Origin of the sequence: Mucilaginibacter lappiensis, assembly GCF_050433765.1 — a bacterium.
Lineage (GTDB): Bacteria > Bacteroidota > Bacteroidia > Sphingobacteriales > Sphingobacteriaceae > Mucilaginibacter > Mucilaginibacter lappiensis_A.
This window is the reverse complement of record NZ_JBNPWP010000008.1, coordinates 233,526-249,859: the sequence shown is the minus strand read 5'-3', so window position 1 is coordinate 249,859 and position 16,334 is coordinate 233,526. Positions and strand designations below refer to the sequence as shown.

Below are 16,334 nucleotides of genomic sequence, written 5' to 3'. Positions count from 1 at the left end.
TATTATCTTATGACAAAAAGAAATAAAATTATCTATTGGATCGCTACCATCTGGCTTGCATTAGGAATGCTATCGACTGGGGTAGTACAATTATTCAGAGCGAAAGCAGGACAGGGAGGGGTAGACAGTATTATACATTTGGGTTACCCAGTTTATTTTCTGACAATAATGGGTATTTGGAAGTTTTTGGGAGTTTTAACAGTACTTATTCCTAAATTTCCTTTACTAAAGGAATGGGCTTATGCAGGCTTTTTCTTTGCTATGACGGGAGCAATATTTTCGCATATCGCAACGGGCGATTCGGTTATTGAAATATTTCCGTCGTTGCTATTGCTGATCCTTACCATAGTATCATGGTATTTCAGGCCTGCCGATAGAAAAGTTATTTTAGCTAATCAATAAATAGCATGAATCCTAAGGTTGATAAAGTATGAACAATATGAAGAGCAATAAAAAGGAGTTGTCGGCAGAACAACATGAAGAGCTACTCAACGCATTGAAAGCCCGTTTTGAGAAAAACATGAACCGCCATAAAGGTATTGAATGGGCTAAGGTACAAGCAAAGCTGGAAGCTAATACTGAAAAACTGCGGTCGCTCGATGAAATGGAAATAACCGGCGGCGAACCGGATGTTGTTGGTCATGATAAAAAGACTGACGAATACATTTTTTATGATTGTTCGGCCGAAAGCCCTAAAGGCCGCAGAAGTTTTTGTTACGATCACGAAGCGCTGGAAGCAAGAAAAGAACACAAACCAGAAAATAGCGCCGTTGAGATGGCAGGTGACATGGGCATCGAGCTTTTAACGGAAGAACAATACCGAGAGCTACAGAAACTTGGAAATTTCGATTTGAAAACATCGAGCTGGCTGAAAACACCTCCTGATATAAGAAAACTCGGTGGCGCCATCTTTTGTGACCGTCGCTACGATACTGTCTTTTTGTATCACAACGGAGCAGAATCTTACTATGCCGCCAGGGGGTTCCGTGGATCGCTACGGGTCTGAATTTCGCACACACAGCTAAAAAGAATAACATGAATCCAAAGGTTGATTTTTATTTTAATAAAGCCGGTAAGTGGCGGGAAGAACTGGAGCAATTGAGAACGATCATTCTTGATTGCGGGCTCGCCGAAGAATTGAAGTGGGGTTGTCCTTGTTACACGTTTCAGCAAAGTAACATCGTATTGATACATGTATTTAAAGAATACTGCGCGCTTCTGTTTTTCAAAGGTGCTTTATTAAATGATGCCCATGGTATGCTGATCCAGCAAACGGAAAATGTGCAGGCGGCGCGCCAGATCAGGTTCACCAATGTGCGGGAAATAGTGGAGATGAAACCCATCCTGAAAGCCTATATTTTTGAAGCCATTGAGGTTGAAAAAGCCGGTTTGAAAGTGATTCTTAAAAAGACCGCAGAATTCGCCGTTTCCGAAGAGTTTCAAAATAAATTAGATAAAATACCTGCCTTGAAAACTGCTTTTGAGGCATTAACACCGGGAAGGCAAAGAGCATACATGCTGCATTTTTCTTCACCCAAACAATCTAAAACCCGAGAGGCAAGGGTTGAAAAGTATATACCGCAAATCCTCAGCGGAAAGGGATTGGATGATCAGTAATTTCTTTAAAACAACGGCCTGCCCTGCATGGCATTGTACAAAAGCAGGGATACCAATACAAAATATACTGCTGCAAAAATGATAACCGCCCGCGCATTTTTAAATCCGGTAAAAAATGCAAATAAGGGCACAATTTGTAAAGCGTGTATACCCATAAAATGAGCTATCCGTAAGTCCCCGGCTATCCGGCTCCAGTTAAAAAAAGGCAGGCCCTGTCCGCCGTCGCTGGCGCCAACGGTGTGCGCCAACCGGGTTGCCATAACACCACCTTCAAAAGCAAAAATGCCAGCCATAATTATCCCTAAACGGATACTCCACAATAAAGCCGCGGGTATTTGCACAGCTTTCATTTTAAAAAACAGGAACCCAATGTATAGCGCAAATAATGTTTGCAAAGCAATAACTACCCCCATCAAACTAAATACCAGGCTGTTATAAAGCCCGGCAACGTTGTAATGTGATAGCTGCCCTCTTGCGGCCTGTGTGGCAATACAAAACATCTCGAATGTGAGGGCAAATACACTAAAGTTAATGAACCGTTTTCTGATCCGCTCAAAAGGCAGGTATTGCAAAAACAAAGGCCACGTTAAGCTGTAAATAGCTATGGATAAAGCAAACTTCATTGGCTTTATCCATAAATTGATCCCCATCAGCTGCCGCTGATCAAATTGAGAAATGATGAGCAGTAGCGCAAACAGTGCAAAATGCGCTAAACCGCAATAATAAAAAGCAGGACTTATATTTCTGATCCGGATGAGTAAGGTTTTCATTTGGTAGTTTTGATTTTAATGATGATTTGATAAAGCAGGTAGCCGCATGGCCCAAACATAAATGTGAGTACCAGGCAGGGAATTACCAGCCAATGCGAAACCAGCTTTGTTTGTGCCGACCTGATAATGGTAAAACCTATCAGCAGATCGAAAGCCAGGTAATGCACCCAGCCTGCAAGCAACAGGTTGTCATTAGTAAAAAGTATGCGAACCTCCTGCAAGGAGCCAAAGCCGCCGCCATCTATCTTGAAAAAACCGGCGATATAAATACAATAAACCAATGATAACAGTAAGGGCACAATAGCATGATCAATTAACCAATGCGTTACTTTCCATTTTGGAAGTACTATTAATAACAACCACTGCAAAGCAGCCACTGCACCAACGGTCGAAAAAACTTGTTCTGTACCCATATTATTTAATTTGATTATACCTGGTATGCCCGTAAAATGCACAACATAAAACTAGGGAAACCCGCACAGCTACAAAATGTTATGAGGTTAAAAAAGGAAACGGTTTTATTAACTTAAGTTAATTTTTGGTATTGAAAAGCTTAGCACGGATGCGGCTGAGGCTTTGAGGCTGGATGCCTAAGTATGATGCGATCAAATGCTGGGGTAATCTTTCAAATATATGTGGCTGGGAGCTTAACAATTCAAGGTATCTGTCTTCGGCCGATTGCATCATTAAATTGCGCTTTTGTTTGGCAGCACTAATAAAAAGGCTTTCGGCAATAATGCGCCCAAACTTTTCAAAGCGCTGGCTGTGCTGGTATAAAGCCTGCATATCAGCATAGCTCAAGGTAAACAGCTCACAATCTTCAAGGGCTTCAATAAAATCGGGCGATGGAACCTGCAATAAAAAGCTTTCGTAATCGCCAATCCATTCGCCTTCAAAAGCAAATCCAATGGTGTGGTCGCTCTTTTCGCTCCGCGAAAAATATCTTAATCCTCCTTTATTTACAATGGCCATACCTTTACAAACCTGGCCTTCTTTTAGGTAAAAAGCATATTTTTTTAACGTTACCGGTTTAAGCCTTTGCATAAACAAAAAAAGCTCCTCATCGGTAAAATCAACAAGGCTACGTAATGATTGCGTGATAACTTCGTACATATTGAATGGGCAGGCAATAGCAGCTATATCAAATATACATGGATAATCGTAAAACCAATTCACGATTTGTGAATTTAGAAATAGATCATTACAGTAGCCTATCCCAGCATACACTGGCGCGCGGCTAATATGATGTTAATCAGGGCTTTTTATTTGACGCTGTTATCTTACCAGGCAAGGCTTTGGGCGGATATCCGAAGTGGTTTTTAAAAGCGTACGAAAAATGGGAAAGATTCTCAAAGCCTGCTTCAACATACACATCAATGGGTTTTCGTTGCTTTTCTGTTAGCTGATAATACGCCAGTTCCAGCCGTTTTTCTGTCAGCCATTTTTGGGGTGTGGTATTAAAGGCCTTTTTAAAATCTCGTCTAAAAGTTGCCAGGCTGCGGCCGGTAAGGTAACCGAACCTATCCAATGTCATGTTGAACATATAATGCCGCTCCATAAAGTCGGTAAGATTTATTTTGCCTGGTTCCTCGAAGTTAGCCAGCAAACCGTCCACACTTTTATCAATTGATCTTAATATGGTGATGGCTTCTTCAATTTTAATAGTGGCTATATCCGGAGGCAGGTTTTCGCCCAGATCAAAATAGGGAATTAACGATGCAAGGCAACTTTCCAATAATGGGTGCTTTGAAAAATGATACACTTTTTTAAGCGGTTGTACCTTGCCAATAGCTTTATGTCTGGAGTAAAAATCCTTTAACCTTTCTTTGGTGAGATGCATTGCAACAGCCTTGTGCGGGTGCCCATCTTTTGGATAATTAATAATTGTAGCCAGTTGGTTACGGGGGATAAGAAAAATATCGCCAGCATTAAAAATAAAGGTTGCATCGGCCTGGATAATTTTCGTTTCGCCCGAAATGAACCAAACCAGCATGTGATGCTCAAACATTACTTCTGTTTTAAAGACCTTACCTTTAAATTCAGAAAGCTTAATGTCAGCGGTAATATATTTTGTTTCAAACTCCATTTATTCAATAGCAAATTTACAAAATAAAACAAACCGAATAAATGTGTTCGGCTTGTCATAACAAATCTGTATTATCATGTATATCAGTTGGCGGGAAATGGCACACCCGTCATTTCTTCGGTTAATGTCCATAATTTTTTCGCATTTTCAGCATCAACCGAATAAGGTTTTATTCCTCTCAGGGATGAAGGATCATTATAATTATGTTCAATATTTCCTTCATCCAATTCGGCCACATCTACATTCTCGCAGTAAACACCGCCAATGCCGTTTAACTGAGGACTGGTAGCGCACCAAACTGATGTGGCTGCCCCCTGCTCTACATTTTTGAGTTTGGCTGCTACTTCTGGTTTTATATTTCCTTTTTCATCATGGGTGCCCATTTGCTGAAATAAAGCCATAGGGGCAACACGCCCCAGGTCGGTACCAATTACAGATCCGGGATGCAAAGAAAAAGCCCGTACACCAAAAGCTTTGCCGCGATAGTCAAGTTCTACAGCGAAAAGATTATTGGCTGTTTTGGATTGTCCGTAACCTTGCAGTGTTTCGTACTCCCGGTTCATGAAATTGGGGTCATCAAAATTAAACGGTGCCATCTGATGACCGAATGAAGATACATTGATCACCCGGGCGCCATTTGCTTTCTTTAACGCCGGCCAAAGTTTTGCCGTTAGTTGAAAATGTCCCAAATGGTTGGTAGCAAGCTGAGATTCATAACCGCGCTTGTCGCGCTGTAATGGCACCCACATAACACCTGCATTATTAACAAGGATGTGAAGGGTGTTATTTGCAGCAAGAAATTTATCCGCAAAAGTATTTATAGATTCCGGGTCCATAAGGTCCATTTCCTCAATCGTCACATTATTCACATCCTTTAAGTTGTTTGCCGCCTTATGGATATCACGGGCTGGTATGATCACTTTCGCCCCTGCAGCTACAAAAGCTTTCACAGTTTCAAATCCTATACCCGCATACCCTCCGGTAACAATAGCTGTTTTACCATGAAGATCAATTCCTTTTATAACATCGTGAACGGTCGACGTTGTGCTAAACCCGGAATTAACAGGTTTCTGTAAAATTCCGTTGTAATTATCTTTCAATTTCATCTTTAAATTTTTAAAAGACAAAACTAACGACACTATAATAAAGTTACTTTGTTTAAAACGTCAATTTACTTTGTTTAAAACGTCAATTTTCAATCTAAGGTCGAACAGCCCAGGCCAACCCGTCTGCTCCGCGTATAGCGATATGCCCGATTACTTCTAATGTCTTTAGGTTTATTACAGCCACATAGTTATCGCCTGTGCAGCCAATAAACGCACGTGCTCCATCATCGTCTACCAGGATGCCTGCCGCGCCACGACCAGTATTCAAGCGTTTCAATTCCTTGTGCGATACCGCATCATAAATAAACAGATCGCCGGTTCTCAGGCTCGTAATCAGCACACGCTTGCCATCCGGCGTAAATTTGAGCCGGTTGGCCCCCACAGCCTTCGCGTCAATTTTACCGGTTAACTTTTTGGCGGCGATATCGATGATGGAAATGATCCCTTCGTCAGCACCTGCGGTCCACAATTCACGGCCATCAGGCGATACATCAATCCCCTCAGAACCTTTAGCCACCGGAATAACGGTCTGTACCCAGTCATGACGCGCCGGAGGCCCCCCCCCCGTCGGAGAGGTGGCAGGCTTGATCAGGCTATCTGTCAAAATGCTTACTGTTCCTGCCGTAACGTTTGTGGTGTATACCTTTTTCCCATCACTGCTTACGCAAATCATGTGCGTTCTGGCCTGGCCTGTTCCCATGGCCCAGTCGAATTTACCTGTTGCCGGGTTATAGCGGCCGACAGCTTTAGAACCTTCGGCACTAAACCACACCTTACCATCGGCAAACGTTAGCCCATGCGGTCCCATCAGTGGCCTGGTATCAATAGTGGGTAAGGGTTTTTGTGCCACAAGGTCGATCACACTAAGCTCGTGCAAACTCCCACCGCCGTAGATCGAAACATAGGCTGTCTTTCCGTCAGCCGACGCGATAACCTCATGAGGATCGGAACCCACAGGAACACGTGCGAGAACCTTCAGCGTAACCGGGTCAATGATCGCCAGAATATGATCGCTTTTTGAAAGCGCAAGCAGTGAACGCGGAGGCGTTGACTGCGCGGCGCATCCTGTTGCCGCAAAAACTAATGGTATGCATAAAAAGCTCAAAGCAAGTAATTTGATCAAGCTGATTTTTTTAGCTTTAAAGATTTGGTTGTACGAGGCTTTGTCCATATTATTCACAGATTAGAGAAACAGGTAATATTGGTTTATATATAACCACAGAAGCCGATCATAAGCTATGACCATTCTCTAAAACAAATATACTGAACCTCAGCTTGTTTTATCTTTTTTGCATTATTTTACCTCCTGAATACCCCAAAGCTTAATTTGTTTTAGGCCGAATGATTAACCTTTAAGCAGTACCCGATCTTTTAATATTCAACTACTCCTGGTTAAGAGATTTTGCAATGCGAAATCCAAGGTCATCAATTTTAAAGGTTGGGTGGCTACGTCTGCGGTTGGTTGCTATACAGCCCCTTTCTTCATCGCACCAACCCCCACCACGGAAAATTCTATATGAACCATAAACTTCCGTGTCATACAAGTCTGAGCACCACTCCCAAACATTTCCTAACATATCATAAAGTCCCCATTCATTGGGGGCTTTTCTTCCTACTTCCTGCGTTTCATTATTGGAATTTTCTTTATACCAGGCAATATCGTCAAGTTCTCCGTATCTGATTTTGTTTGTACCTGCCTGGCAAGCGTATTGCCATTCGGCTTCCGAGGGAAGCCGATAGCCATTAGCCATCGAATCAAATAATATATTATCGTTATTTAGTTCATAGCATGGCTTTAAATCAGCTTTAATAGAGAGTAGATTACAAAAATATAAGGCATCCTTCCACGACACGCTTTCAACAGGCTTTTTCTTGCCTTTGAAAAAGCTGGGACATTCCTGTGTGATTTCAAAATAAAGGTCTTGAGTCACTGGAAATTTTGCAATATGGAATGTTTGTATTTCAATCTCCCAGGTATGTTTTATCCTATCATCTCTTAACGTTATTTTTCCATTTGGAATTTGTATCATTTGGCCGTTAAGTAGTTTGGCAATATCAATATTGTTATTTTTTGTTTCCATTAAGTTGATAATTTGTTTCACAGCTTCCAATGCTGATTTGGCAAAATTGATTTGTCTCCTCCTCTTGTTGCTTGATTGTACGGAGACAGATTGTCACATTTTTACTTCATTTTAGTGATGTTAACAATTTACTAATATCAATGAGGTATGTTGCTTGCCAAATTATATAACTCATTAAAATTTGATATGACAATCAAAAATAACAAAAAATTGACGCTACTTATGAGCAGGGCCTGTACAGGATTACTGTTGATTACAGCTTGCTGCATCAGCGGTTCTGCATTGGGCCAGTCAGCTCGCAAAAACCCATGGGCTACAAAGGATGTAGGAACGCTGCCACCTATCGCCAGCCTTACTAACGGCGTGTGGCTAAAGGGCGAACTTCATGTGCACTCCCGGCACAGCATAGAATCATCGAACAATCCTGTTGGAAAAATCATAGCCTTTTCTAAATCTGTAGGTATGGATTATCTATGTATCACCGACCACGACAACCATGTAGATGGCGATGTTGCGCATAACACCTGGACAGATCCTGAGTTTAAGTCAGACTCCGTATTGTTATTGTATGGTGCAGAATGGACCACAACCCGTGGCCATGGCAATGCGTTCTCAGCCAAACCTTATGATCACCAACGGCTATATGATGTTCGCGATCAGCGCGACGTGGTGGTAGGATCAGTCAAAAAAGAGCTTGGCATTCATCTATCAGCTAATCACCCGAGCGGAAAAGACCATTTCGGATACTCTTATGACATGGTCAACTCTATCGAAGTATGGAATTCTGCGGTATGGCCTAAAAATGCCAATGCGATCATGATTTGGGACGATATGCTCTCATCGGGCCGCAAGCTGACCGGCAGGGGTGGAAGCGACGCGCACCATGGCGTTCCGGAAACACCAGACAAGGCAACAAAAAACAGCTACCAGGCGAAGGCCAACTATGTAGGCACCCCCACAACCTGGGTGTTCGCCACTGCACGGACCTCGCAAGCGGTCATAGACGCCCTTACCAACGGGCGGGTTTCCATTAGCTCAAACCCATACGCCCCCCGGGTGGAATTCTATGCTGATCTCAATCAGGATGGCAAGATGGACATGATGATGGGCGACAATGCAAAATCAACAGGTAAACCCGTTAAATTCCGTGTTCAATTAACCGGGAATACTGTTCCGGAGGGAGATTATACGGTTAGTGTTGTAAAGAACGGCAATCCATTCGGCACCTTTAAAACCAATGGTAAAACAGCCGCTATCGAATTCACTGATACACCGGCAACACAGGGCCGCACTTACTATCGCGTTGTGGTTGAAGGTCCGCCTACACCCTATCCGCAGGTTCCTGAATCAATGGCACTGAGCGGCAAAATGGTTGGGTTATCAAATCCTATCTGCTTTAATTTCGACCCGAATTTTTGATAGTTTATTGTACGGCAATTGCTAATTAAGGCATTCCTGTAAAACAAAAAATGCTGCTTTATAAAGCGGCATTTTTTGTTTTAAGTATTGGCCCGTCGAAAATTTAAAATATTATTTATATGGCAGGTCAGCATTGAAAATGTCTATTTGAGCAACTCCATTGTCTAATTAAACTTGTTATTACTACCTCCTCGCATCTATTTTGAGATAGCTTAGTGTAATAATCGGGCAAAGTCACGAAATTAGAATTAGCTTTATCTTTAACCAGAAACTATCAGTATTTTCATAAACATGATGTATAGTTCAACAACTAAAATTACATATCGGGTATCTCCCTGGCTCATTTGGCTAAGCTCGTTTTTCATGGGCGTATTAGCTTCTGTACCTAAAATTGCCGAGCGGCACTTTAGTGCTTCGGAGGCATTGGTTAACTCGGGCGTCACATTTTTATTTGCATTATTTGCATGGTATTATAATATCTATACCCTTCCCGCTTACATTGCACATGATAAAAACAAGGGGCTTTCCCTGTTCCGGCTCATGCGCAGTTTGTTACTTGGACTGGCGGTTATGTTCCTGCTGGCTTATGTGCAGCAATTACTGCTCTCCCATTTAGATTTCGGACCAAATATGCTAATGATAGAAGTACGTGGTATACTCATAAACCTCACATTCTATATGTTTCTTCATTTGCTGTACCAAAGTCACCAAAACCAACAGGTTGGTATTGAGTTGGAACGAACAAAGGCAGACAATCTTGGCGCGCAATACGAAATGCTTAAACAACAGGTAAACCCTCACTTTTTGTTCAATAATATGAATACCCTGAAAGCAATGGTTGAAACCAATGATGAGCATACCGTTGATTTTATTCTTAAATTATCTGATTTTTATAGATTTACATTAGAAAGCCGAAAGCACGATCTGATTCATATTTCAGAAGAGATTGAAATATTAAACGCTTACATGTTTTTATTGAAAGCGCGGTTTGAGGATGGGATAAATCTTGTAAATACTGTCGAACCCCAGTATAATTCGTCACTTATACCCCCATTTACGATACAGCTACTGATTGAAAATTGTATCAAACATAATATTGTATCCCTTGATCATCCGCTTGAAATTAGACTTTATACCGAGAACGAAAAAATAATTGTCGAAAACCCGATACAGCTTAAAAAAAGCCAGGAGTTTTCGACCAAAGTAGGTCTTGAAAACATCAATCAGCGCTATATTCACCTGTTAAATCAGAAAATTGATATTGAGGCTAACGAAAAGATATTTAAAGTAAAACTTCCTGTAATCTATGAATATTATAATCATTGAAGACGAGATCAAGGCCGCTAAATCACTGGCTGCCATGATAACAGAAATTAAGCCGGCCGCTAAAATCTTAGCACAAATTCAAAGTATTGAACGTGCGGTAAGTTATTTTTCTGAAAACGAACAGCCCGACCTGATTTTCATGGATGTTCAATTAGCCGATGGGATATGTTTTGAAATTTTCAAGGCGGTTAAAATTACCTGCCCGGTTATTTTTTGTACCGCTTTTGATGAATATTCATTGGAGGCCTTCAAATCAAATGGGATTGATTACGTGGTTAAGCCCATTTCAAAAGAAAATATTGTAACTGCTTTTAAAAAGGTTGACGAGCTTAAAAACTTTTTTCAGCAAAGCCTCACCCCAAATATCAGCGACCTGCTGGCAAAATTAGGCAACCCGGAGGGAAAAAAAAGCTTTTTGGTTTCTAAGCTCAATAAATATATAACGGTACCAACTGATAATATTGCTTTTTTTTATATCAGGAACGAAACAACTACGATCATGAGTTTTGATCAGCAGGAATATGCTGTCGCTCAATCTATGGATCATGTACACAGCCTTCTTTCACCAAACCAGTTTTACAGGTTAAACAGGCAATACCTTATCAATTTTGCGGCTGTAAAGGAAATAGAACGGTATTTTGCCCGCAAACTGTTCGTAAGGCTGGTTATCCCCACACCCGATAAATTATTGGTTAATAAGGAAAAAATAAACAGCTTTTTAAGCTGGCTTGAAAACCGTTAATCTTGCACATAGCGCGGGAACAGATTTTGCGAAGCGTTCATAAAATCTGTTCTCCGCTTACTCCATGGGCCGCGTAATCCGCGCCAAATGTCTTTCTCAAATCTCTTTTTGTATGCCGATGTGTTGCGCCATTACACGAGCAGCAAACAAGCTTGCTGCCTATTGATTGCGCCTGTTTATTGACAGCACTTACAAAGCGTATTTTAAACTTCTTCATCAATACGTCTTCGGGATTAAAAAGGTCTAACTCACCCTAAATTATGCCTAACTGGACCAGTTTTAACTAACGGGCCGCGCGCTTTTAAGATAGTTTTGAGTAACAAACAAGAAAAAATTATGAAAAATATTAAAATCTGGGGACTAACCACAAGCTTTATTATCAGCGCGTTATCCCTTGCAGCCTTTATAGGTATTGATAAAACACCAGCTAAAAAAGCTACTACTAAAGTAGATGGAAAAGGTTTCGCAGTATTAGAGTTATTTACATCTGAAGGTTGTTCAAGCTGTCCGCCTGCCGACGAACTGCTGGCAAAAATACAGCAAGAGTCACAAGGCAAAGACATTTATTTACTGGCCTACCATGTTGATTACTGGAACCGCCAGGGCTGGAAAGATGTTTTTAGCAGCGTCGATTTTTCAAACAGGCAAATTCAGTACGGACGCTGGTTTGGCGGATCACAGATTTATACACCGCAGGTTATTGTAAACGGAAAGGCCGAATTTGTAGGATCGGATGAGTCTGCACTTCGTAATGCCATCTCGGGCGAGCTGACAACTAAACCAAATGCAACCCTTGCACTTCAGGCTCACCAGGACGGAGAAAAGCTCGTGGTACAATACCAGTCTGCCGGGGCGCTCAAGGGTAGTAGTTTCCTAATTGCCATAGTACAAAAAACAGCTCAAAGCAAAGTAGAGCGCGGCGAAAACGCCGGACGCACACTATCACATGTACAGATCGTTCGCAAACTACAAAGTGATGCGTTAAATGCTACAGGAAATGGTAGCAGTACAATCGCATTACCAAAGGGTTTCAATGCTCAAAACTGGGAAGTATTGTGTATGGTACAGGATCAGACCAGGGGCGAAATTTTAGCGGTTGCCAAAGCCGATCTGAACACCAATGCTCTAAAATAAAATTAGCATCATGAACAAACTTAGCAAGTACGGGCAGAACAGGTTAATTATCGGATTAATATCCTTAATGTCCATGTCATTTCTTACCAGTGCGCCTTTTGAAAGCAATCCACAAGCTTGCGGGATGATAAGCACTGCAGGAAAAAAGAAAAAGAATGCATACCCGGCAGATGATGATGAAAAGTTTCTGCAGAATTAATAACAAGGCATTAATTAAACAATAACCATTTCTAATTACCATCATGAAAAAGCTGTTTTTAATTGTAATAGCGTCATTTTTAGGAGCTGGAGCGTATGCTCAGACCGAAACACCAGTGAAATGGTATTCTAATAACACCAGAACACTAAATTGTACAGAAGAAGCTGTATCTTTAAAAGTATCTATACGATCTGGCTGGCACATCAATTCACTTCACGTTGGTAATACTGCGCCTTATAAAACCTCATTTGAGCTTTCACCACCAAACCAATACAGAACAAAGGGCACTGTTATGGCGCCGGCTCTGTTTTCTAAATTCGAAAACGCGTTCAACTCCACCGTTACTTATTTTGAAGGACAAGCAGTCTTAAAACCTGGGATAACATGGAAATCGCCAAAAGCGATCAATGTGTCAGATAAGCTTAATTCCATACCCTGGAACAATAAAAAACACCCACTACCACCAACTATCGGTTTCATAATTCCTGCAGACAAATAACTTCCTTTAAAAAACAAGAAGGAATTATCTCTATCCCCATAAATGAATTCCATTTCAGCTAAAAATGAAATTCAGTGGTCAACATGGCAATAGGTATAGTTTTAATAATTCATATAAATAACCATCACACGCACTTAAACGAATCAACTTAAAAAACAATGAAAAAGAACAAACACATGCTTGTCAGTAAATTTATTACTGGAGCACTTATCCTGCTAACCGGTTCCAGTTTTGCCCAAACCACTCCTGCTGCCGGCAGCCAGGCATCTGATGCCATCCGTCCCTTCCACGTCAACATTCCCGAAGCGGCCCTGACTGATCTTCGCCAGCGTGTGCTGGCAACAAGGTGGCCCGACAAAGAAACTGTTACCGACCGCTCACAGGGTGTAAAGCTGGATCAGATTCAAAACCTTGTAAAATATTGGGGCACTGACTATGACTGGCGTAAAGCGGAGGCCAGGTTAAATGCTTTACCGCAGTTTGTAACTAATATAGATGGGCTCGACATTCATTTCCTGCACATCCGCTCCAAAAATCCAAAAGCCTTGCCAATCATCATCACCCACGGCTGGCCAGGCTCTGTATTTGAGCTTCTGAAAATCGTTGGCCCGCTTACCGATCCTGAAGCTTATGGTGGCCGCGCGGAAGATGCCTTTGATGTGGTGATACCTTCGATGCCAGGTTATGGTTTTTCAGAAAAGCCAAAGGCTACCGGCTGGGGTCCTGACCGCATTGGCCGCGCCTGGGATGTGCTGATGAAACGCCTTGGATATACACATTATGTATCACAGGGTGGCGACTGGGGTTCGGTAGTAGCAGATGCCATGGCACGCCAGAAACCTGCAGGTTTGTTAGGTATCCACGTTAATATGCCGGCAACAGTACCGGCAGAAATAGCGAAGGCGCTTAATAGCGGTGCCCCTGCACCGGCAGGACTATCTGATAAGGAAAAAGCTGCCTATAAGTCGCTTAATTATTTATACACCCGAGGCGCTGGTTATGCTGGCATAATGGTGACCCGCCCGCAAACACTGGGTTACAGTTTGGCAGACTCACCTGTTGGCCTTGCTTCATTTTTCTTAGACAAATTCAACGACTGGACCTATAGCGGAGGGAACGCCGAGAAAGTACTTACAAAAGATGAGATACTGGATGATATCACGCTTTACTGGTTAACCAATACCGGAGCTTCTTCAGCACAGCTTTACTGGGAAAATAACAACAACAACTTTAACGTTGTGGAGCAAAGAACAGCTGAGATCTCGATCCCTGTTGCTGTAACCGTGTTTCCGGGTGAGATCTATCAGGCGCCTAAAAGCTGGACCGAACGTGCCTATCGCAAGCTTATTTATTTCCACGAGGCAAACAATGGTGGTCACTTCGCCCAATGGGAACAACCACAAATTTTTGCCGAAGAGCTTCGCGCAGCATTCAAAACACTACGCTAACCAGAGCAGGGCTTTAAACCGTATCCTGGGTTTAAAAGAAAGTGTAAAACATGATTTAACCGGCGTATTAGTCAGGTTAAAAAATGTCTAACTCAGGATCAACATCGTCCACTTGACATATTTAGTGATTGGACAAAGCCCAATGTGAGGGTACATTTGACTAACAATTAAAACAATTAAAAATTAAAATAATGGAAAATAACAAAATCGGAGATTCAATAGAAATCACCATACCACAAATTGAAAAAGTATTATACACAGGTAAAACTCATACCACAGGTGGCCGTGACGGCGGCTCATCACGCAGCTCTGATAACCATCTGGACATTAAACTTTCAACTCCAGGCACCTCTGGAACCGGCACCAATCCAGAACAACTGTTTGCCGCTGGCTGGTCAGCCTGTTTTATCGGTGCAATGAAGATAGCAGCCGGTAAAATGAAAGTAAGGTTCCCTGCTGATGGTGCAGTTGACGCCGAAGTGGACCTGGGCCAAATAGGTGAAGGTTACTTCCTCCAGGCTCGCCTAAACGTTAGCCTGCCAGGTTTGGAACCTGAAGTAGCAAGGGCCTTAACAGATGCTGCCCACCAAACCTGTCCATATTCTAAATCTACACGCGGTAACATCAACGTTGAAATTAACCTGATCTAAGCCCAAAATAGCCTGCCCGGGAAAACCCGGGCAGGCTATTTTATAATCAGGGAGAGTGTTAAAAAATTAATGAAAAATTGAATAGATAGCATATGTCAGAAGAACTTAAATATGATCGCCGCCGCTTTTTGAGTACAGCAGCCATCACTATTGCCGCCGGGCCACTCGTTATGATCGGTTCAGCAAATGCACAAACCAGCAAGATAAATCCAGCCGATACTGCAGCCAGGATTAAACCGGGAACAAATACCTCATTCGGCACGCTGAAACAAATTGATGCCGGTGCACTGAATGTTGGCTATGCTGAAGTTGGCCCAGCCAACGGTACTCCGGTAATTCTTCTGCATGGCTGGCCCTATGATATTCACAGTTTTGTTGATGTAGCTCCTTTATTAGCGGCAAAGGGTTACAGGGTTATCATTCCGCATTTGCGCGGCCACGGTACTACACGTTTTCTTTCAAGTGCAACTATCCGCAACGGCCAGCAATCTGTCGTAGCTCTTGACATTATCGCTTTGATGGATGCACTCAAGATCCAGAAGGCAATTCTCGCCGGTTTTGACTGGGGAGCACGGACAGCCTGCGTTATCGCGGCTTTATGGCCAGAACGCTGCAAGGCCCTAGTTTCTGTGAGTGGTTATCTGATGACCAATCTTGAAGCCGGCAAGCAACCGCTGCCTCCAACCGCCGAGCATGATTGGTGGTACCAATATTATTTTGCCACAGAACGCGGCCGTGCGGGTTACGATAAATACCGTCGCGATTTTGCGAAGCTTATTTGGGAACTTGCTTCGCCAAAGTGGCACTTTGATGCGGCTACGCTTGATCGTAGTGTTGCATCCTTAAACAACCCTGATCACGTGAGCATTGTGATTCATAATTACCGCTGGCGGCTGGGCCTTGCTGAAGGTGAGCCTCAATATGATGATTTGGAAAAACGGCTTGCAGCAAGTCCGGCGATTACTGTGCCCACAATCACGCTTGAAGGTGATGCTAATGGAGCCCCGCACCCCGATCCCGCATCCTATCACAATAAATTTTCGGGCAAATATATACACCGGAACATTAATGGTGGCATTGGTCATAATCTGCCTCAGGAAGCCCCTAAGGCCTTTGCTGAAGCTGTCATCGAGGTAGATAGCTACTGATATTGATAACATTACAGGCTATCCGGGTGATATAATGGAGCCTGAAATGATGAAGAATTTCCGTAAACAAACCAGGTGTTTTGGCACAGGCTACAACTAAGTAGCTCGG

19 protein-coding genes are annotated in these 16,334 nt (G+C 42.5%); 12 read left to right on the top strand and 7 right to left on the bottom strand.

The features are described 5' to 3' along the window. The first annotated feature begins 9 nt into the window (after positions 1-9). Genes M2273_RS22740 through M2273_RS22730 form a run of 3 tightly spaced genes read left to right on the top strand, consistent with a single transcriptional unit; the run spans position 10 to position 1,617 of the window. Positions 10-402, top strand: a complete 393-nt coding sequence (locus M2273_RS22740; RefSeq protein WP_429400075.1) for a DoxX family protein — start codon at positions 10-12, stop codon at positions 400-402. A gap of 37 nt (positions 403-439) precedes the next feature. Continuing rightward, positions 440-1,006 carry a DUF4256 domain-containing protein gene (locus M2273_RS22735; RefSeq protein WP_429400074.1) on the top strand — a complete coding sequence of 189 codons (567 nt, stop codon included), beginning with the start codon at positions 440-442 and terminating at the stop codon, positions 1,004-1,006. A 29-nt stretch (positions 1,007-1,035) separates the two neighbouring features. Beyond that, positions 1,036-1,617, top strand: a complete 582-nt coding sequence (locus tag M2273_RS22730) for a YdeI/OmpD-associated family protein (protein WP_429400073.1) — start codon at positions 1,036-1,038, stop codon at positions 1,615-1,617. 5 nt (positions 1,618-1,622) lie between these two features. Here M2273_RS22730 and M2273_RS22725 read toward each other — a convergent pair whose 3' ends face one another. The 7 genes from M2273_RS22725 to M2273_RS22695 all read right to left on the bottom strand — a co-directional run bounded on the left by M2273_RS22725 (position 1,623) and on the right by M2273_RS22695 (position 7,660). Beyond that, entirely contained in the window at positions 1,623-2,387 is a 765-nt protein-coding gene (locus tag M2273_RS22725) for a hypothetical protein (protein WP_429400072.1), read from the bottom strand. Beyond that, positions 2,384-2,800, bottom strand: coding sequence for an ABA4-like family protein (locus M2273_RS22720; RefSeq protein ID WP_429400071.1), 417 nt, complete (start codon positions 2,798-2,800; stop codon positions 2,384-2,386). The genes M2273_RS22725 and M2273_RS22720 overlap by 4 nt, the downstream gene beginning before the upstream one ends. Positions 2,801-2,918: 118 nt before the next feature. After that, a complete protein-coding gene (locus M2273_RS22715; protein WP_429400070.1) occupies positions 2,919-3,563 on the bottom strand; it encodes a Crp/Fnr family transcriptional regulator in 645 nt (214 codons plus the stop codon). A gap of 76 nt (positions 3,564-3,639) precedes the next feature. Then, complete coding sequence (locus tag M2273_RS22710; protein WP_429400069.1) at positions 3,640-4,473, bottom strand: helix-turn-helix domain-containing protein; 834 nt, start codon at positions 4,471-4,473, stop codon at positions 3,640-3,642. 83 nt (positions 4,474-4,556) lie between these two features. Then, complete coding sequence (locus tag M2273_RS22705) at positions 4,557-5,579, bottom strand: SDR family NAD(P)-dependent oxidoreductase (protein WP_429400068.1); 1,023 nt, start codon at positions 5,577-5,579, stop codon at positions 4,557-4,559. Between the two features lie 94 nt (positions 5,580-5,673). Further along, positions 5,674-6,702 carry a YncE family protein gene (locus M2273_RS22700; RefSeq protein WP_429400067.1) on the bottom strand — a complete coding sequence of 343 codons (1,029 nt, stop codon included), beginning with the start codon at positions 6,700-6,702 and terminating at the stop codon, positions 5,674-5,676. 259 nt (positions 6,703-6,961) lie between these two features. Next, on the bottom strand, positions 6,962-7,660 hold the full coding sequence (locus M2273_RS22695) for a formylglycine-generating enzyme family protein (RefSeq protein ID WP_429400066.1): 699 nt from the start codon (positions 7,658-7,660) through the stop codon (positions 6,962-6,964). A gap of 222 nt (positions 7,661-7,882) precedes the next feature. On the opposite strand from M2273_RS22695, the gene M2273_RS22690 reads away from it, so the two are divergent. The 9 genes from M2273_RS22690 (at position 7,883) to M2273_RS22650 (ending at position 16,225) form a co-directional block, all read left to right on the top strand. Then, positions 7,883-9,079: a CehA/McbA family metallohydrolase gene (locus M2273_RS22690; protein WP_429400065.1), complete on the top strand. Its 1,197-nt coding sequence runs from the start codon at positions 7,883-7,885 to the stop codon at positions 9,077-9,079. A 363-nt stretch (positions 9,080-9,442) separates the two neighbouring features. Further along, positions 9,443-10,405, top strand: coding sequence for a sensor histidine kinase (locus tag M2273_RS22685; protein WP_429400064.1), 963 nt, complete (start codon positions 9,443-9,445; stop codon positions 10,403-10,405). Then, positions 10,386-11,147 carry a LytR/AlgR family response regulator transcription factor gene (locus M2273_RS22680; protein ID WP_429400063.1) on the top strand — a complete coding sequence of 254 codons (762 nt, stop codon included), beginning with the start codon at positions 10,386-10,388 and terminating at the stop codon, positions 11,145-11,147. Before M2273_RS22685 ends, M2273_RS22680 begins: the two co-directional genes overlap by 20 nt. Before the next feature lie 336 nt (positions 11,148-11,483). Next, complete coding sequence (locus M2273_RS22675; RefSeq protein WP_429400062.1) at positions 11,484-12,281, top strand: DUF1223 domain-containing protein; 798 nt, start codon at positions 11,484-11,486, stop codon at positions 12,279-12,281. A 10-nt stretch (positions 12,282-12,291) separates the two neighbouring features. After that, complete coding sequence (locus M2273_RS22670; RefSeq protein WP_429400061.1) at positions 12,292-12,480, top strand: hypothetical protein; 189 nt, start codon at positions 12,292-12,294, stop codon at positions 12,478-12,480. A 43-nt stretch (positions 12,481-12,523) separates the two neighbouring features. Further along, a complete protein-coding gene (locus M2273_RS22665; protein WP_429400060.1) occupies positions 12,524-12,979 on the top strand; it encodes a hypothetical protein in 456 nt (151 codons plus the stop codon). A 158-nt stretch (positions 12,980-13,137) separates the two neighbouring features. After that, positions 13,138-14,427 (top strand): epoxide hydrolase family protein, encoded by a 1,290-nt coding sequence (locus tag M2273_RS22660; RefSeq protein WP_429400059.1) that lies wholly within the window; start codon positions 13,138-13,140, stop codon positions 14,425-14,427. A gap of 191 nt (positions 14,428-14,618) precedes the next feature. Further along, positions 14,619-15,077: an organic hydroperoxide resistance protein gene (locus M2273_RS22655; protein ID WP_429400058.1), complete on the top strand. Its 459-nt coding sequence runs from the start codon at positions 14,619-14,621 to the stop codon at positions 15,075-15,077. Positions 15,078-15,169: 92 nt separating this feature from the next. Then, positions 15,170-16,225: an alpha/beta fold hydrolase gene (locus M2273_RS22650; RefSeq protein WP_429400057.1), complete on the top strand. Its 1,056-nt coding sequence runs from the start codon at positions 15,170-15,172 to the stop codon at positions 16,223-16,225. Positions 16,226-16,334: the final 109 nt, after the last annotated feature.